General features: G+C 63.5%; 17 protein-coding genes. 15 read left to right on the top strand and 2 right to left on the bottom strand.

Features of this window, described 5'->3' with window-relative positions:
- Positions 1-17 precede the first annotated feature (17 nt).
- On the top strand, positions 18-335 hold the full coding sequence (gene cutA, locus ACZ6WW_RS14375) for a divalent-cation tolerance protein CutA (RefSeq protein WP_465274802.1): 318 nt from the start codon (positions 18-20) through the stop codon (positions 333-335).
- Positions 336-347: 12 nt separating this feature from the next.
- Here cutA and ACZ6WW_RS14370 read toward each other — a convergent pair whose 3' ends face one another.
- Both ACZ6WW_RS14370 and pdxR read right to left on the bottom strand, forming a co-directional pair.
- Positions 348-1,346, bottom strand: a complete 999-nt coding sequence (locus ACZ6WW_RS14370) for a TlpA family protein disulfide reductase (protein ID WP_465274801.1) — start codon at positions 1,344-1,346, stop codon at positions 348-350.
- 125 nt (positions 1,347-1,471) lie between these two features.
- The gene (gene pdxR / locus ACZ6WW_RS14365; RefSeq protein WP_465274800.1) at positions 1,472-2,908 is read right to left on the bottom strand and encodes a MocR-like pyridoxine biosynthesis transcription factor PdxR; all 1,437 of its coding nucleotides are present in this window, start codon (positions 2,906-2,908) and stop codon (positions 1,472-1,474) included.
- Positions 2,909-3,012: 104 nt separating this feature from the next.
- On the opposite strand from pdxR, the gene ACZ6WW_RS14360 reads away from it, so the two are divergent.
- The 14 genes from ACZ6WW_RS14360 (at position 3,013) to ACZ6WW_RS14295 (ending at position 18,356) form a co-directional block, all read left to right on the top strand.
- Entirely contained in the window at positions 3,013-3,708 is a 696-nt protein-coding gene (locus tag ACZ6WW_RS14360) for a glutathione binding-like protein (protein ID WP_465274799.1), read from the top strand.
- A gap of 313 nt (positions 3,709-4,021) precedes the next feature.
- Entirely contained in the window at positions 4,022-4,921 is a 900-nt protein-coding gene (locus ACZ6WW_RS14355) for a DMT family transporter (RefSeq protein WP_465274798.1), read from the top strand.
- A gap of 87 nt (positions 4,922-5,008) precedes the next feature.
- On the top strand, positions 5,009-7,195 hold the full coding sequence (locus ACZ6WW_RS14350) for a protein-disulfide reductase DsbD family protein (RefSeq protein ID WP_465274797.1): 2,187 nt from the start codon (positions 5,009-5,011) through the stop codon (positions 7,193-7,195).
- Between the two features lie 80 nt (positions 7,196-7,275).
- Complete coding sequence (locus ACZ6WW_RS14345) at positions 7,276-7,812, top strand: peroxiredoxin family protein (RefSeq protein WP_465274796.1); 537 nt, start codon at positions 7,276-7,278, stop codon at positions 7,810-7,812.
- Positions 7,813-7,967: 155 nt separating this feature from the next.
- A complete protein-coding gene (gene aroQ / locus ACZ6WW_RS14340) occupies positions 7,968-8,414 on the top strand; it encodes a type II 3-dehydroquinate dehydratase (protein ID WP_465274795.1) in 447 nt (148 codons plus the stop codon).
- 63 nt (positions 8,415-8,477) lie between these two features.
- Positions 8,478-8,933 carry an acetyl-CoA carboxylase biotin carboxyl carrier protein gene (accB, locus tag ACZ6WW_RS14335; protein ID WP_465274794.1) on the top strand — a complete coding sequence of 152 codons (456 nt, stop codon included), beginning with the start codon at positions 8,478-8,480 and terminating at the stop codon, positions 8,931-8,933.
- A 1-nt stretch (position 8,934) separates the two neighbouring features.
- A complete protein-coding gene (gene accC / locus ACZ6WW_RS14330) occupies positions 8,935-10,308 on the top strand; it encodes an acetyl-CoA carboxylase biotin carboxylase subunit (protein ID WP_465274793.1) in 1,374 nt (457 codons plus the stop codon).
- 68 nt (positions 10,309-10,376) lie between these two features.
- A complete protein-coding gene (locus ACZ6WW_RS14325; RefSeq protein ID WP_465274792.1) occupies positions 10,377-11,024 on the top strand; it encodes a DUF7716 domain-containing protein in 648 nt (215 codons plus the stop codon).
- A gap of 63 nt (positions 11,025-11,087) precedes the next feature.
- Positions 11,088-11,984, top strand: a complete 897-nt coding sequence (gene prmA / locus ACZ6WW_RS14320) for a 50S ribosomal protein L11 methyltransferase (protein ID WP_465274791.1) — start codon at positions 11,088-11,090, stop codon at positions 11,982-11,984.
- Positions 11,985-12,348: 364 nt separating this feature from the next.
- Positions 12,349-13,137, top strand: a complete 789-nt coding sequence (locus tag ACZ6WW_RS14315; protein ID WP_465274790.1) for a zinc-ribbon and DUF3426 domain-containing protein — start codon at positions 12,349-12,351, stop codon at positions 13,135-13,137.
- A 243-nt stretch (positions 13,138-13,380) separates the two neighbouring features.
- Complete coding sequence (locus ACZ6WW_RS14310) at positions 13,381-13,668, top strand: helix-turn-helix domain-containing protein (RefSeq protein WP_281851714.1); 288 nt, start codon at positions 13,381-13,383, stop codon at positions 13,666-13,668.
- A gap of 80 nt (positions 13,669-13,748) precedes the next feature.
- Positions 13,749-15,359: a bifunctional phosphoribosylaminoimidazolecarboxamide formyltransferase/IMP cyclohydrolase gene (gene purH, locus ACZ6WW_RS14305; protein ID WP_465274789.1), complete on the top strand. Its 1,611-nt coding sequence runs from the start codon at positions 13,749-13,751 to the stop codon at positions 15,357-15,359.
- A 390-nt stretch (positions 15,360-15,749) separates the two neighbouring features.
- Positions 15,750-17,165 (top strand): MBOAT family O-acyltransferase, encoded by a 1,416-nt coding sequence (locus tag ACZ6WW_RS14300; RefSeq protein WP_465274788.1) that lies wholly within the window; start codon positions 15,750-15,752, stop codon positions 17,163-17,165.
- 3 nt (positions 17,166-17,168) lie between these two features.
- On the top strand, positions 17,169-18,356 hold the full coding sequence (locus ACZ6WW_RS14295; protein WP_465274787.1) for an SGNH/GDSL hydrolase family protein: 1,188 nt from the start codon (positions 17,169-17,171) through the stop codon (positions 18,354-18,356).
- The last annotated feature ends 4 nt before the right edge of the window (positions 18,357-18,360 follow it).

Here is an 18,360-nt window from a genome sequence, read left to right as displayed (position 1 = left end):
CCGGCTAGGCTGACGGGATGCGCCCGATCCTGCTTTGCTACTGCACCTGCCCCGACCCGGAAACCGCTCTGCAGCTGGCTGAGCGGTTGGTCGGGGAGTCCCTGGCCGCCTGCGTCAACTGCCTGCCCGGGGTCACCTCGGTCTACCGCTGGGAGGGCAAAGTGACCAGGGACAGCGAAACCCTGCTGCTCATCAAGACCCCGGCCGACCGCTTTGAGGCGCTCAGGGCGCGGCTATTGGAACTGCATCCCTACGATCTGCCCGAGCTGATCGCCGTCCCGGTCGAGCGCGGCCACGAGGCCTATCTGGCCTGGGTGGCCGCAAATGCTTCCTGAATGCCAGTCAGGTCAGCGCGGAAGAGCGGCGGCCAGGTCGCCGTCGGTGGCCTCGATGCGTCGGGTCACACGGCCCTGGGCATCGACCAGCAGCACGGTCGGCACGTGCATCACACGAAAGCTACGGAAAAGCGTGCCGGATGCGTCGAGCATCAGCGGGATCTCCACCTTGTAGTTTTTCTTGTACTCGGTCAGATCGTCCCTGGCCGCCCACAGGCCGGAGGCCACGCCCAGCCAGCGCAGATCCGACCGCTTATGCGCCAGCGCCTCGACCTGCTCGCGCATGCTGCGGCAGCTTTGCGACAGTTGCGGGCGGCTCTTGGCCAGATAGCTTTCGCACCAGGGTGAGAGAAAAACCAGCACGGTGGGCTTGCCGGCACCGCGCAACGGAAAGGATTTCCCGGCCAGGGTGGTCACGCTCGTATCGGGCACGCTATCGCCCATACCGATGGGTTTCTCGGCCACGGTGGCCGTCTTCGGCGGCGCCACCGGTAAAGGCGTGGACGTTCGGGCAGCAAGCAAGGCGGCGTCGAGCCGGGCGTTGGCCTCGTGGCCGACATAAAGAATGCGCCCATCACGGCCGATCACCACGTGTTGCGGCGTGACACGCAAATGGAAAGCCTCGCCCAGCGAGCCGTCATCGAACACGATCGGCATGCTCAGGCCCACTTGCTGTCGGTACTTGCGTACCTCCTCGACACTGTCATCGAAGCCGACATCGATGGCGATCACCGCCATGTCCGGACCGGCTTCTTCATAGGTGCGCTGCAGATGCGGCATCTGTTCGCGGCAGGGTACGCACCAGGTCGCCCAGAATTTCAAATAGACCGCTTTTTTGCCGTAGAGCTTGCCCAGATCGATGGTCTGCCCATCGATGGTCTTGAGCACCATCGCCGGCGCCGGCGTACCGATCAGGCTTTGACCAACCGCTTCGGCGCGTTGCTGGCCGCTATCGGCGGCATGGGCAGTCAGGCAACACAGCGACAGGAAAAGAGTCAGGAAATAACGCATGGGAAGGCATCGCGGGAGGGATAGCGCGAATGCTCGGGCCACACGGCCACCTGGATAAGCGCCACTTGTTGGAAAAACTACCGGACCACTTTTGGATTTTCGGAACCGGATTTTTTGAGGATGTTTCAACGCAACAACGCCACAGCCCGATGAATGGCGCTATCAATGCGCGTGGCGTCGATCAGGCCGAAGCCCAGCGGCATGCCGTGCCAGCCGTGATCGCCCACGCCATACCTCGCCAGGTCCTCAACGCGAATACCTTCCGCCGCCGCCCTGCGCGTCCACGCCGTCACGTCGATATCGGGCGCCGCGCGTGCCGCCATGTGCAGACCCGCATCGACCGGCATGGCTTCGAGCCGGCCGCCGGCATGACGCTCCAGCGCGAGCAACAGTTGCTCGCGCCGATCCGCATAAATCTTGCGCATCTTGCGGATATGCCGCACCAGGTGCCCCTCGGCAATGAATGCAGCCAGCGTCTCCTGCGACAGCACATCGCCATGGCCGTCGCTGAGCCACTTGGCATGCGCCATCGCCTCATGCAACCACGGCGGCAGCACCACATAGCCCAGTCGCAATGCCGGAAACAGACACTTGGAAAAGGTGCCGACGTAACAGACGCTGCCGTTGCGATCGAGCGTCTGCAAGGCATCGAGCGGGCGGCCGCCGTAGCGGAATTCGCCATCGTAATCGTCTTCGATAATGGTCGCGCCACGCGCTCGTGCGAAGGCAAGCAGGGCACTGCGGCGCGCGGGCGACAGCGGCATGCCGAGCGGAAACTGGTGCGACGGCGTGACGTACACGATGTTCGCGCGAGCCGGAATCGCCGCGACCACCAAGCCCTGCTCATCCACCGGTACCGGCACGATCTCCGCGCCGGCCGCTTCGAATACCGCGCGCAACGGCGGGTAGCCAGGGTTCTCTACGGCCAGCACCGTGCGCCCTGGCGTCACCAAAACGCGCGCAAGCAAGTTGAACGCCTGTTGTGCGCCGCAAGTGACCAGTACATCGGCCGCCTCGCAGGCGACCGCGCGCGCGAACGAAACATGCCGCGCGATCGCCTCGCGCAAGGACGCCTGCCCTTGCGGATCGACATGCAAGACGCGCGATCTGGACAGAGTGCGCATCGCTCGCGCCGACAGGCGCCGCCATTCGTCGTAGGGAAAGCGCAGCACGTCCGGCGTGCCGACGCGGAAGTCATCGCCATCGTCGCGCGGCGGCCGCACCGGCAGGGTCACCGGCTGGCGCCAATAAGACGCGAGCCGCTGGTCGTCAGGCAACGCCGTGGCGCGCGACGCGGAGCGCGAGGCCATGTCTGCCACAAAATTGCCCGCGCCATGGCGCGCCACGACATAGCCCTCGCTGAGCAACAGGTCGTACGCAGCCACTACCGTATTGCGCGATATGCCCAGCGATTGCGCCAGCTCGCGCGTGGCCGGCAAACGCAGGCCGGGCTTGAGCCGCCCGTCCAGAATGGCCGCGCGCAACTGGGTGTGCAGCGCCGCCTGGCGCTGGCGCGATCCGGGCGCAGGCAGTTCCAGGGGAAACTCGAACAGGTGACTCATGCGAAGACGCCTTCAAGTGGACCACAAGATTTGACCCATTGTGGTTCTTTTGCAAGTCCACCCATTTCCTTACAGTGCACCCATCCCGCCTGGAGCGCTCCGTCATGATCGACCTGTATTTCGCCGCCACGCCCAACGGCCTCAAGATCAAGCTGTTTTTCGAGGAAACCGGGCTGCCTTACCGCATCAAGCCGGTCAGCCTGGGCAAGGGCGAGCAGTTCCAGCCCGATTTCCTGCTCATCTCCCCGAACAACAAGATCCCGGCCATTGTCGACAACGCGCCCTTGGGTGGTGGTGAACCGATCAGCGTGTTCGAGTCCGGTGCGATCCTGCTTTATCTGGCGGAAAAATCCGGCCGCTTCCTGCCGCAGGACGCGCGTGGCCGTATCGAGGTGCTGCAGTGGCTGTTCTGGCAGGTCGGCGGCCTGGGGCCGATGGCCGGGCAGATCGGACACTTCAATGTGTATGCGCCCGAGCCGGTGCCGTATGCGATCGATCGCTATACGCGTGAAGTGGCGCGTCTGTACGGCGTGCTGGATCGTCGCCTGGCGGACCGTCCCTTCATTGCCGGCGACGACTACACCATCGCCGATATCGCCGCTTATCCGTGGATCGTGCCGCATCAGCCACATGGCCAGTCGCTCGCCGACTTCCCGCATCTGGAGCGCTGGTTCCAGGCTATCGCTGCGCGACCGGCCACGATACGCACGTATGAAGGTGTAGAGAGTGCCTATGTGCGCAAGCACATCAGCGAGGAAGAGCGGAAGCATTTGTTTGGGCACGGAGCCAAGCAGGGCTAATCGGACCCAAAGAATCGAATTTTTGCGTTAGCGACTTCAAGGAACCTCGAATGACCTCCTACTCGTCATTCCGGCGTAGGCCGGAATCCAGTGGCGACATGATTAGGTTCTCGCGAAAACCACTGGACACGCTCGCAAAAACCGAGAACTGACGCCACTGGATCCCGGCCTGCGCCGGGATGACGGTGAAAAACCGAGGTTATTAGAGGTCCCTTCAATCGCGGCACCAGGTAGTGTCACCGCCTGTCGCGGCTGAAGCCGCCCCAACAGAAAAGATGGCAACCGACCAAGCACCCATCGAATCGAGAACGCGATGAAACCACGCGACCTGACCAGCCTGCTCCTGCTCGGCGCCCTCTGGGGTGGCTCGTTTCTGTTCATGCGCATGGCCGCCGACCCGTTCGGCGCGGTGGCGATGGGCGGCATGCGCGCCATCGTTGCGGGATTGTGCTTCGTGCCCATGATGGCGTCGCGCACGCTGCTGGCGGAATGGCGCGCGCATTGGCGGCCGATCGCGATCACAGGCATTGCCAATTCGGCGCTGCCGTTTCTACTGTTTGCATGGGCCGCACGCCACCTACCCGCCGGCCTCTCGTCGATCTTCGATGCCATCACACCGCTATTGGTAGCCGCATCCGGCTGGCTGTGGCTGAACGAGAAACTCGATGCATGGCGTACGCTCGGCCTGGTCGTCGGCCTGATCGGCGTACTGTGGCTGGTTGGCGGCAATATCGGTGGCGCCGCAGTCGATCACAGTTCGCTATGGGCGATGGCCGCCTGTGTCGGCGCGACGGTCTGCTACGCCTTTGCAGTGCACTACAGTCGCCGCCGTTTACACCATGTCTCACCGATGACGTCCACCGCCGGCAGCCAGATTGTCGCCGCTATCCTGCTCGCGCCGACAACGTTCTGGGCGTGGCCGGCACAGAATCCGCCGATGTCGGCCTGGCTTGCCATCGCGGCGCTGGGCGTGGCTTGTACCGGTTTTGCCATGCTGCTGTTTTTCAGGCTGCTCGCCCGCACCGGCACGGCGCGGACCATGACGGTGCTCTATCTGATTCCTGTGTTCGGCGTGCTATGGGGCTGGCTGTTCCTGAAAGAAACGATTACGGCCAACATGATCATCGCCTGCGTGGTGATCCTGCTAGGCGTAGCACTGACGACCGGCCGTTCCAGCGAGCCGTTGCCGGTGCCCATCGCCGACAAAGCCTGAACCGGGTAACCGAAAAGACGTATCCAGCGAATAGGTCATAATCACCGCTCCACGCTGCCTGGCGTGGTCCCCACGGTTGGAGTTGCAATGCGTTTCCGTTCTTTTGGCCGTCTGGCCGCCCGCCTCCTGGTTCCCTTGGCGCTACTGCTCGGTGCGGCGCAGGTATTTGCGCAAGACACCGAAAACCTGCTGCCGGTGACCGAGGCCTACAAGCTCAGCACCGATACCAACACGCCCGGCGTGCTGAAGCTGCATTGGACGATCGCGCAGGACTACTACCTCTATCGTGGTCGCATGAAGTTCAAGGGCGGTGATGGCATCACGCTCGGCGAAGCGACACTGCCCGATGGCGAAAAGCATCACGACGAATACCTGGGCGATGTAGAAACCTATCACCACAATGTCGATGCCAGCATTCCCTATACGGTGGCACCCGGCACCACGCGCTTGACGGTCAGCGTCCAGTACCAGGGTTGCCACGAAGTCGAACCGAAGATCTGCTACCCGCCGCATACCGAAAAACTCGATCTGCCCTTGCCGGCGGGCGCCGCACAAGCCGCTCCGGGCGCGCCAACACAAACCCTCGGCAGTGCGCTGAGCCAGCTAGGCGGCAAGTCGGCCGCGAGCCCGGGCATGGATGCGGCACCGCTGCCTGCCGAACAGGCCTTTCGCTTCGAAGCGCTGGCACGCAAGCCAAACGAATTGCTGCTGCGCTGGACGATGCCCAAGGGCTACTACCTGTATCGCGACCAGACCGTGCTGCATGCCAAGAACATCGACGGCGTGAAGCTCAACCCGCAATGGCCTGAAGGCACCAGCAAGGACGATCCGCATTTCGGCAAGGTCACCGTGTATTTCGATCAGCTCGAATTGCCGGTCACCATCGATGGCGACCTGGCCGGACGCAAACAACTCGATGTCGAAGCCAGCTTCCAGGGTTGCCAGGACGGCGGCCTGTGCTATCCGCTGATGACGCGTGCCGTATCGGTCGATCTTTCCGGCGGCAGCGTCTCGACCGGGCAGACCACCGCCGGCCCCGCGCCGGAAATGCCGCCAGCCACGCAAAACTCGCTCGATGTCAGTCTCTGGTATGCGTTGTTGCTCGCGCTCGGCGGCGGCCTGGTGCTGAACCTGATGCCGTGCGTGTTGCCGGTGCTTTCCATCAAGGCGGTCGGCCTGATCGAAAGCGGCGAGAACCCCGCGCGCCGCCGCGTGCATGCCTTGATGTACACCGCCGGCGTGCTGGCGAGTTTTATCGCACTCGGCCTGATCATCATCTCCTTGAAGCAGGCCTGGGGTTCGCAGATGCAGAACCCCATCGTGGTCGCCGTACTGGCGCTGATCATGCTGGCGGTCGCGCTGTCGATGTCCGGCGTGGTGCAGTTCGGCACCTCGCTGGGCAATACCGGCAGCTCGCTGGCGAATCGCTCGGGCCCGATCGGTGATTTCTTCACCGGCGTACTCGCCGTGGTAGTTGCCAGCCCGTGTACGGCGCCGTTCATGGGCACCGCGCTCGCCTACGCCTTTGCCGCGCCCACCGTGAATGCCTTGCTGGTCTTTGTCGCCCTCGGCGTTGGCCTGGCCCTGCCCTTCCTCGCGGTCGGCTTCGTACCGGCCGTGGCGCGCTTGCTGCCGCGCCCCGGTGCCTGGATGGAAACGCTCAAGCAGGTGCTGGCCTTCCCGATGTATCTCGCTGCGGTGTGGCTGGCCTGGGTGCTGGCCAACCAGCGTGGCTCCGATGCCGTCGGCCTGCTGCTGGTGGCTGCGGTGCTGCTGGCCATGACGCTATGGTGGTTCGAGCGCAGTCGTTCGCGTGGGGTAATCAGCCGTGTCTTCGTCGCCGTGCTGCTGGTGCTGGCGATTGCGCCGGTCTACATGCTGGCCAAACTGCCGGCCGGCACGAACCGGGCTGCCACGGCCGAGGGTGTGGTTGCCTTCACGCCGGCCAAGCTGGCCGAGCTGCGCAAGGCCGGCACGCCGGTCTTCGTCGACATGACCGCCGACTGGTGCATCACCTGCAAGGCCAACGAGCACACCGTGCTGGACACCGACGCATTCCGTGCCCAGCTCAAGCAGACCGGCACGGTCTATATGAAGGGTGACTGGACCAACGAGGATCCGGACATCACTGCCTTTCTGCAGCAATACCACACGCCGGGCGTGCCGCTTTACGTGGTGTTCCCTAAGAGCGGCGGAGCGGGTCGGCAACTACCGACGGTGCTGACCGCATCGCTGGTCGAACAGGCGCTGGCCGAGGCGGCCAAGAGCGAGTAGCGAGTGATCAGGAGTGAGAAACGAGTGGGGTACCGGTACCATCACTCGTTCCGCACTCTTTTAGACTCCTCTCGCTCTCGATGCTAAGCCGAAGCAACACACTCATCCTTGTCCTGGCCGTTGTCGCGGCCGGCGTCGGCGGCTGGCTGCAGCACGCCAGCCGGCAGGCGCACGTCCCGGATGGTGTGCAGGTAGCGATGGTGGGCGACGTACGTCCCGATCTCACGCTGATGGATGTCGAGGGTAAGCCACACCGGTTATCGGAATTCCACGCTCGGCGCGTGCTGCTCAATTTCTGGGCAACCTGGTGCGTGCCGTGTCTTAAAGAGATGCCGGCGCTGGCCCAGGCACAGGCAAAGTTCGGCGAAAAAGAGCTGATCGTCGTCGGCATCGCCATGGACGACCCCGAACGGATCCGGCCGTTTCTTGCCGCCCACCCGGCGCCCTATCCGATTCTGGTCGGTCGGATGGACAGCCCCAGTACCTCGCTGCAGTTCGGCGATGAAGCGCAAGTTCTGCCGTTTAGCGTGCTTTTAGATACCGATGGGCACATCTTGGAAGCGCAGCGAGGCGCATTGCCCATGGAAACGCTCGACGAGTGGATGAAACAGCCCTAGAAGCCGCTTTCGGGTGACTCGATACGCTGCCGCACGGACTTCTTCACAGTTCTGCACCAAACATCGTCGATCTACGCCGAACTGGACAACATTGCCGAGTGCGCGCACACTCCGCCCGGTCCGCACCACCCCAGGTGCCGTTTCAGGATCACAGCGTGGCGAACATCCTGGTCCTGCACGGACCCAACCTCAATCTGCTGGGTACGCGCGAGCCGGAGATCTATGGCCATCTGACGCTGGCCGATATCAACGCCGCACTGGTTGAGCAGGCCAAAGCTGCAGGGCACACGCTGACCAGCTTCCAGTCGAATGCCGAGCACGCGCTGATCGAACGCGTACACGAGGCACGCAAGGACGAGGTGGCGCTGATCCTGATCAATCCCGGCGCCTTCACGCATACCAGCATCGCCCTGCGTGACGCCCTGTTGGGCGTGGCCATACCGTTTATCGAGCTGCACCTTTCCAACGTGCATGCCCGTGAACCGTTCCGTCACCACTCCTACCTGGCCGACGTGGCCATTGGCCAGGTCTGCGGTTTCGGACCGGACAGTTACCGGCTGGCGCTGGACGCCGCCATCGCGCGGCTGGCCCGCGCCGCCTGACCCGAACAACGTTTCCCTTCCATTCCAGCCGCCCCAAGCGGCAGCAACGAAAAGGCTTGACCCATGGACTTGCGCAAGATCAAAAAACTGATCGACCTGCTTGAGGAATCCAACCTCGCCGAACTGGAAATCAAGGAGGGCGAGGAAGTCGTCCGCCTGTCGCGCGTGCCCAAGGGCGGCGTTGCCGTCGCCGCAGCGCCCGTCGCCGTTGCCGCGCCGGTAGCCGCTCCCGTGGCCGCAGCGCCCGTCGCCGCCCCTGTGGCCGCTGCACCGGCCGTGCCCGAAGGCCATGTGGTCAAGGCGCCGATGGTCGGCACCTACTACGCCTCGGCCAGCCCGGGCGCACCGGCATTCGTCAAGGTCGGCCAGCAGGTCAAGGCCGGCGAAACGCTGGGCATCATCGAAGCGATGAAGATGTTCAACCAGATCGAAGCCGACGTCGGCGGCACCGTGCAGGCCATCCTGATCGACAACGGCCAGCCGGTGGAATTCGACCAGCCGATGTTCGTGATCGCCTGATATGCATAAGCTCGAGAAAGTCCTTATCGCGAACCGCGGCGAAATCGCCCTGCGCGTCTTGCGTGCCTGCAACAGCCTGGGCATCAAGACCGTCGCCGTGCATTCGACCGCCGATCGCAACCTCAAGCACGTCGGCCTGGCCGACGAGGCGATCTGCATCGGCCCGGCACCGTCGGCTGAAAGCTATCTCAATATCCCGCGCATCATCGCCGCGGCGGAAATCACCGACGCGCAGGCGATCCATCCGGGCTACGGGTTTCTTTCCGAGCGCGCGGATTTTGCCGAGCAGGTCGAGAAGTCCGGCTTTATCTTTATTGGCCCGACCGCCGACGTGATCCGCCTGATGGGCGACAAGGTCGAGGCGATCCGTGCGATGAAGGCAGCCGGCGTTCCCTGCGTGCCCGGTTCCGGCGGCCCGCTCGGCGACAATGTGGATGAAAACATCCGCATCGCCCGCGAGATCGGCTACCCGGTGATCATCAAGGCCGCCGGTGGCGGTGGTGGCCGCGGCATGCGCGTGGTGCGCACCGAGGCGCATCTGGGCAACGCCGTGACCATGACCAAGCAGGAAGCGAAGGCCGCTTTCGGCAACGATCAGGTGTACATGGAGAAGTTCCTGGAGAACCCGCGTCACGTGGAAATCCAGGTACTCGCCGACGGCCAGGGCCAGGCCATTCACCTGGGCGAGCGCGACTGCTCGATGCAGCGCCGTCACCAGAAAGTGGTCGAAGAAGCGCCCGCGCCGGGCATCACGCCCGAACTGCGCGCGCAGATCGGCAAGGTCTGCGTCGACGCCTGCCTGCGCATCGGCTATCGCGGCGCCGGCACCTTCGAATTCCTGTTCGAAGACGGCCGCTTCTACTTCATCGAGATGAACACGCGCATCCAGGTGGAGCATCCGGTGACCGAGCTGATCACCGGCGTCGACCTGGTACGCGAACAGCTGCTGATCGCCGCGGGCGAAAAGCTGTCGATTCGCCAGGAAGACATCAAGATCAACGGCCATGCGATCGAGTGCCGCATCAACGCCGAAGATCCCGACACTTTCATGCCCAGCCCCGGCGAAGTGAAACGCTTCGAAGCACCGGGCGGCCCGGGCGTGCGCGTCGATACGCATCTGTACGACGGCTATCGCATTCCGCCGAACTACGACTCGATGATCGGCAAGCTGATCGTGCACGGCCCCGATCGCGAAACGGCGATCGCGCGCATGCGTCTGGCGCTCGCCGAAACGGTGATCGAAGGCGTGAAGTGCAATATCCCGCTGCAGCAGCGCATCATGGCCGACGTCGGTTTCCAGCACGGTGGACAGAACATCCACTATCTGGAAAAGCGCATGGCCGAGCAGAAGGAAAAGGCCGCCAGCGGCGGTTGATACGAACCTGCCCTATCGTCATTCCGGCGTAGGCCGGAATGACGAACAGGAAGGTCGACGGAATACACATGTCCGAACTGCTCACCCTGCGCGAAACCATCGAAACCATCGTTGCCTGCTTTGACGATGGTGACGTGTGGGACCGCTACGCCTGGGTCTACATCGATCGCGACGGTCCGCTGATGAGCTGCCGTTTCTATCTGTCGTCCAGCGACGAAGAGACCGATCTGCTGATCGACGAAGACGGCGAAGGCTTGCCGCTGGTGGCCGCCGAACATGCGCTGTCGCATTACCTCGAAGCGGTGACGTTCGCCGACGTGCTCATCGTGCAGAAACGGCAACGCCCGTTGTCGAGTCTGGAAGACTACGCTCGCGCACTCGATCACTACGTGCGCGTGGACGCCTTTCTGGAGCTGGGCGAGGCATCCGACGCCGATGTCGACGCAGCCCTGCAGGCGAATCTCGCCACCGGCCTGTATACCGAATACGACCTGGTCCTTGCCGAGTGTCCGGTCAACAAAGTCGGCGAAGCGGCGCGCGCCGTTTCGGCACTGTTTTCGCTATCCATCGCCGAGTCACTATCCCTGTGCCGACAGCTTCCCTTGAGCCTGGGACGGCGCGTCAATGCGCTGGAATGCGGTCAGATCGAACGACGTTTCGCCGCGCTCTCGCTGCCTCTGCAAAAAGTTACGCATAAAGCCTTGCCCTGGCAGTAAGGATGCAGGCTGCGAGCTTTGCTCTTACTCTTCACTCACTCCTCTTCACTCACTCCTTATCCCATGCCCTGGCTCGAACTCTCCCTCACCGTCCGCGCCGAGCAACAACCGCGCGTGGAAGAAGCGCTCGACGACCTGGGTGCGCTGTCGATTACCTTGCAGGATGCCGACGCGGAAACGCCCGACGAACAGGCGATCTTCGAGCCGGGCGTCGGCGAGCTGCCGCTGTGGCCGACGATCACCTTGAATGCCTTGTTCGACGTCGACACCGACCGTCGCGGCCTGAGCGAAGCGCTCGGTGATCTGCTGCCCTGGCTGGAGCCGGACCAGATGCTGTTTCGCGACGTCGCCGACGAGGACTGGGAGCGGGCCTGGATGGACCAGTTCAAGCCGATGCCATTCGGCCGCCGCCTGTGGATCTATCCGTGGAACATCGAGCCGCCGACCGACGGCGATATTGTCGTGGTCCGGCTCGATCCTGGCCTGGCGTTCGGCAGCGGCACGCATCCGACCACTGCCCTTTGCCTGGAGTGGCTCGACGGCCTGCAGCTGGCCGGAAAGACCGTCACGGACTTCGGCTGTGGCTCGGGGATTCTCGCCATCGCAGCACTGAAGCTCGGCGCCTTGAGCGCGGTCGGTGTGGACAACGATCCCCAGGCACTGATCGCCTCGGCCGATAATGCCGAGCGCAACGGTGTCGCCGAGCGTCTCGCACTGTTCCTGCCTGAAGATCTCGACGCGGAACCGGCGGATGTCTTCATTGCCAACATTCTTGCCGGCCCGCTCGGCGAGCTGGCACCGCAGTTTGCCGCCGCGGCCAAGCCTGGCGCACCGTTCGCGATCTCCGGCATCCTGCAGGGTCAGCAAGACGAGCTATTGGCGCGTTATGGCGAATGGTTCGAAGGCTTGCAGGTCGATACGCGCGAGGACTGGGTTCGCATCAGTGGCTTCCGTCGCTGATGTTTCCCAAAAAGCCGCCTGAGTTTTTGTAGGAGCGACTTCAGGGAACCTCTAAAAACCCCACCTATCCGTCATCCCGGCGTAGGCCGGGATCCAGTGGCTTCGGTTTTCGGTCTTCGCGATAGTGCAAATGCTTGAACGTTCTAGCGGTAACCGATCGCAAAGTCGCTGGATCCCGGCCTACGCCGGGATGACGATAGAAAAACTGAGGTTATTCGAGGTTCCCTTCAATCGCGACCCACGGTTAGGTCACGGCTGGTCGCGACTAAAGTCGCTCCTACAAGATAGGTGGCTTTTCGAGACAGTGTCACAGCACCACCGCAAACCTCTTTACTCATCCGCGCCGCTCGACCACTCTTGACCCATGTACACGCAATGTCCCAAATGCATGTCCGTGTTTTCGCTCGATGCGCGCACGCTCGCGCAGGCGCACGGCTTTGTCATGTGCGGACATTGCGGCGAGGGCTTCGATAGCATCGCCACGCTGGCGGACGTGCTGCCGCCCGAGCCGTTCACCGAGCTGCCAGTCAACGAAGCGGGCATCGAGCCACCGCATCTGGAACTGGTGGTCTATCGCCCGAGAGCGGCCGAGCCGCCGGCAGCGACGGAACCGGCGCGCACGACCTTCGACGACTTGCTGCCAAGCGATTTTACGCCGCGTTTTGCGCGCCAGCATGAGCCAAGACCACGTCGCTGGCCGTGGGTCGTGATCATCCTCCTCTTGCTGTTGCTGCTCGCGGCGCAGCTGGGCTGGGCACTTCGCGATCAACTGATCGCCGACCCGATGGTCGGCCCGTGGCTGCGCCAGGGTTGCGATGCGATCGGCTGCCAGCTGCCGCTGGTGCAGGACGTGAAGCAATTGAAGCTGCTGGCACGTGACGTGCAAGCGCACCCGTCGGTGCCCGGCGCACTGCTGATCAGCGCAACGGTTCGCAACGATGCGTCGTTCGCGCAACCATATCCCGTGGTTTCTGTCACATTGTCCGACGTCAATGGCAAACGCATCGCCATGCGTCGCCTGCGGCCATCCGAATACCTGGCCGACAGCTACGCCTTGCAGCATGGCTTGCCCGCCGGCGCCAACACTGCGCTGGTGCTGGAAGTGGAAGACCCGGGCGACAAAGCGGTGGCGTTCGAACTCGGTTTCGAATGAGACCCGCGACCACCAATGACGCCGTACATGACAGTGACCGGCTTGTCCATAAGCCGATCGCATAAGCTCTCGAACCGTCCACAACATGGCCCAGGGCTCTTAAAATTCTTCGCCGTCGCAGGTACACTCGGTCCCTTCGTCCCATGCTGCAACCGGCGTTCCATGCGAGCCGCCGCCCGCGGTGTTTGCCATAACCATCTGCGGTAGCCTAAGTAGCCGCCGCTATAGCGAATGTGAGAGGGATTGCCATTGAACGTGGTCCGATTGCCTGCTACTGAGGCCGTAAAGGAGTCCTCGTCGCAGAGCGCGCTGAGCGAGTGCGTCAGCCGCACCGTTCGCCGTTATCTCGCGGACATCGGTGATACCGAGTGCGACGAGGGTCTGCACGCATTGGTGATCCGCGAAGTCGAAGGCCCCCTGCTGCGCGAAGTATTGGCATTCCACGACGGCAATCAGAGCCGCGCTGCTGCGGTGCTGGGCATCAATCGCGCCACCTTGCGCAAGAAGCTGGCCCAACACGGGCTGCTGTAAGACATCCAGGCCGGTGCGCTAGCGCCGCCTTCGCCCCCCGCGGGCTATAATCGCTGGCTTTCGTATTCCAGGAAGCCGCCATGTCCCACCCCGCCATCACGCCCATCCGCAGCGCGCTGCTCAGCGTGTCGGACAAGACTGGACTGATCGAGCTAGGTAAGCGCCTCGCTGCAGCAGGCGTCGAGCTGCTCTCCACCGGTGGCAGTGCCAAGGCACTGCGCGAGGCGGGCATTGCGGTCAAGGACGTCAGCGATGTCACCGGCTTTCCGGAAATCATGGATGGCCGCGTAAAAACGCTGCATCCGAAAGTGCATGGCGGGCTGCTTGGCCGCCGCGGCACCGACGACCAGGTCATGACCGAACTCGGCATCGCGCCAATCGACCTGCTGGTGCTCAATCTCTATCCGTTCGAACAGACCGTGGCGCGCGCCGATTGCACGCTGGACGAGGCGATCGAGAACATCGATATCGGCGGCCCGGCGATGCTGCGCTCGGCGGCGAAAAACTGGAACGATGTCGGCGTGCTTACCTCGCCCGATCAGTACGACAATGCGCTGGCCGAAATCGAACAGCACGGCGGCCTGAGCCGTGCCACGCGCTTCAAGCTGTCGGTGGCCGCGTTCAATCGCGTATCGAACTACGACGCCGCGATCAGCGATTATCTTTCCGGTGTGCAGCTCAACGATACGCAAGATGCCGTCACCGGGCACGATACCTTCCCCGCGCAAGCCAACGGCCGCTTCGTCAAGTTGATGGATCTGCGCTACGGCGAAAACCCGCATCAGCAGGCGGCGTTCTATCGCGACCTGTATCCGGCGCCGGGCACGCTTGCCACGTTCCGCCAGCTGCAAGGCAAGGAACTGTCGTTCAACAACATCGCCGATTCCGATGCCGCGTGGGAATGCGTGCGCAGTTTCAAGAAACCGGCTTGCGTGATCGTCAAGCATGCCAACCCCTGCGGCGTGGCGGTGAATGTCGAGGGCATCGCCCAGGCCTATGACCGCGCCTACCAGACCGATCCCACCTCCGCCTTCGGCGGCATCATCGCCTTCAACCGTCACGTGGACGGCGCCACCGCGCGCGCGATCGTCGAGCGTCAGTTCGTCGAAGTGGTGCTGGCTCCCGGCTATGCCGACGACGCGCTGAAGGCGTTCGCCAAGAAGGCCAACGTCCGCGTGCTGGAAATCCCGCTACCGGCCGATGGCGACCTGTACAACGCGCACCCTGGCAACGATGTACGCCGTGTCGGTTCGGGTCTGCTGATCCAGACCGCCGACCGCGGCATGGTCGGCCCGGACGATCTGAAGATCGTCACCCGCCGCGCGCCGACCGAGGCCGAGATCAACGACCTGATCTTTGCCTGGAAGGTGGCCAAGTACGTCAAGAGCAACGCCATCGTCTACGCCCGCGACCGCCAGACCATCGGCATCGGCGCCGGCCAGATGAGCCGCGTCTACAGCGCCCGCATCGCCGGCATCAAGGCCGCCGATGAGAAGCTGGAAGTCGCCGGTTCCGTCATGGCCTCCGATGCGTTCTTCCCCTTCCGCGACGGTATCGACGCCGCCGCCGCCGCGGGCATCCGCGCGGTGATCCAGCCGGGCGGTTCGATGCGCGACGCGGAAGTCATCGCCGCGGCCGACGAGAGCGACATGGCGATGGTGTTTACCGGCATGCGCCACTTCCGCCACTGAGCTACATCGTCGTCCCGGCGAAGGCCGGGACCCATTCCTCAGTCTTCGCTTGTCAGAAAGCATTTGGCGAGCATGCACCCTGAGGAATGGGTCCCGGCCTTCGCCGGGATGACAAGCAGGAAAAGCTTTAGAGCACACTAAAACCCTGGGCCATGGGCGGCGGTCGGCCCGAATTGAGGCAAAAATCGGGCATCGCTAAAAAACCCGGCTTCGGCGTAAAAAAATTGCTGATGTCTTGTGGGCGACGTCGCTACACTGCGCACGCCCTCCACAAACACTTCACAATCGAAAAGGCCGGAAGCCTCGCATGGAACGGATTTTCCCTGCACTGCACGACTGGACGTACCCGATAACGCCCCACCCCACCGCCCACGCGGAGGGCTGAAGGCGATGCTATTTCCGACGGTCGAATTCGCCGCCTTCTTTCTGTTTACGCTCGCCGTTGCCTGGGCTCTGGTCCGGCGGCCGGCCTGGCACAAACATTTTCTGTTGCTCGCCAGCTACGTGTTCTATGGCTGCTGGAACTGGGCATACGTACCGCTACTGTTCGGCATCTCGCTTGTTGCCGGCCTGGTAGCACAGCGTATCCAGCGGACTGAAGACGCCAAAACGCGCAAGCGCTGGTTGATCGGCGGCGTAGTGGTTTGCCTGAGTGCCCTGGTCTACTACAAGTACACCGGTTTCCTGCTGCAGAACCTGTTGGATCTATGGGCGCTGGTCGGCAAACCGCCGGCGTTGTCGCTCGACGGTCCGATGTTGCCGCTGGGCATTTCGTTCTTCGTCTTCCATGCGATTTCGCTGCTCGGCGATGTCTATCGCGGCAAGCTCAAGCAGGCGGTGAACCTGCCCGATGCACTGCTCTATGTCGCGTTCTTTCCGCAGCTGATCGCCGGGCCGATCCTGCGCGCCTCGGACTTCATGCCCCAACTGGCAACGCCGCGCGACCCGCAGGCCGTGCACGTCAATCGGGGCCTGATGCTGATCGTGGCCGGCCTGTTCAAGAAGGTGATCATCTCCAACCAGTTGGCGGTCAACCTGGTCGACCCGGCGTTCGCCGCGCCGCAGTCGTTGTCGGGGCCCGACATGCTGCTGGCGGTGTATGGCTATGCCGTCCAGATCTACTGCGATTTTTCCGGCTATACCGATATCGCCATCGGCTGCGCGCTGTTGTTCGGTTATCGCTTCCCGGACAACTTCGACCGCCCCTATACCGCCACCGACCCGCAGGACTTCTGGCGTCGCTGGCATATCTCGCTGTCGAGCTGGCTGCGCGACTATCTCTATATCCCCCTGGGCGGTTCGCGCGGCGGCAGCTGGTTCACCGCACGCAATCTGCTGATCACCATGCTGCTGGGCGGCCTGTGGCACGGCGCATCATGGACGTTCGTCATCTGGGGCGCACTCCATGGCGGCTACCTGATCGTGCATCGCCTCTGGGCCGCACAGTCGTGGCATGCGCGCCTGTGCGCATCCACCGCCTGGCGCTGGATCGCGCGCGTGCTGCTGTTTCATGCGGTCTGCGCGGCGTGGATCTTTTTCCGCGCACCGTCGCTGGACCAGGTCGGCGACGTTTTCGCCCGCTTCGCCGTCGCCGGCCCGCTGACCCTGGCCCAAACCGGCACCATCCTGTTGATTGCGTTGGGGCTGGCCGGGCAATACGTGCCGCCGCGCTGGAGCGATGCCCTGGAAAACGAACTCGCACGCTGGGCGGCACCGGCCCGTGGCGCGGCGCTGGCGGTGTCGATCTTCGCCATCGAAGTGCTCGGGCCCAGCGGCGTGGCTCCTTTTATCTATTTCCAGTTCTGAGCCATGTCGACATCACGCACTCCTTCGGTCGATTCGACACGCAGCCTGGCGTGGCTGCTGGCGAGCTTTGTCGCGTTCGCCCTCCTGCTTGAATCGGGCGGCCTGGCAACCTGGGCGGAACGGCTCGATATCGGCCCCTTGCGCAGCGTTGCGCAGCCCACCACCGCCGCATTGAGCGAACGGCTGCGCTCATGGGGTATCGGCGAGCTGCGCACCCGCATGCTGGCTGGTCTGGCGCGACTGCAACGCAACGAGCCTCCTGCTGCGGCACCCAAGCTCATCGCGGACAGCCCGACACCCGCGCGTTGCGATGCGCCGGTCGCGCACGACAGCGCCCTGGTTTCGAATCTATGGATGCTTGGACGGCCAACGGTGCAGCCGCCGTTGCTGACGGGATGGTCTGCGCCGATCGTCGCCAAAACCACCAGCCAGCACGATGGTGCGACCACGACGATCACGGCCATCTTGCCGGCGGCCGCCACCCTGGACGCCCTTCCACCCGTTCCGTCCGGCCAGACACGCACCGTGGCCCTGGTTGGCGATTCGATGATGGCGGTGGGATTGAGCGATAACCTGTTGCGCGGCATCGCCCGCCATAAGGAGCTGCGCGCGATACGCGCATTCCGCGCCGGCACGGGCCTTAGCCGTCCCGACACGTTCGACTGGATGCAGCAATATCCGCAGATGCTCGGCGACAGCAAACCCGACGCCATCATCGTCGCGATCGGTGCCAACGACGGGCAGAGCTTTGTACAGGACGGCAAGGTGCTGGAGTTCGGCAGCGAGGCCTGGATCGCCGCATATCGTGATCGCCTGAATCATTTCGTCGACCTGCTGACCAAAGACGGTGCTCAGGTGATCTGGGTCGGCCTGCCGCCCATGCGCATCGCCAAATACGATGCGCGCATGAGCCTGATCAACCGGCTTGCCTATGACACGGTCAGCCAGCGCGAGCACGTGACCTGGTGGAATGCGGGGACGCTGATCGCCGATCCGCAAGGCCAGTTTCGCGAGTACGCGCAACGCGCCGATGGCAGCAGCATACGTTTGCGTGCCGGCGATGGCATTCATCTGTCCGAAGACGGCGCCGGCTTGCTTGCACCACCGTTGCTGGCATGGCTCGATCCGCCGGCTCCCGCGCCGGCGGCGGCCGCTCCTACCGCCATGGCAGAGGTCCACGTATCACTATGATCCG

It is taken from the genome of Dyella sp. NPDC103356 (genome assembly GCF_055584465.1).
The sequence above is the reverse complement of the archived record's forward strand: the minus strand, read 5'-3'. Positions and strand labels throughout refer to the sequence as shown.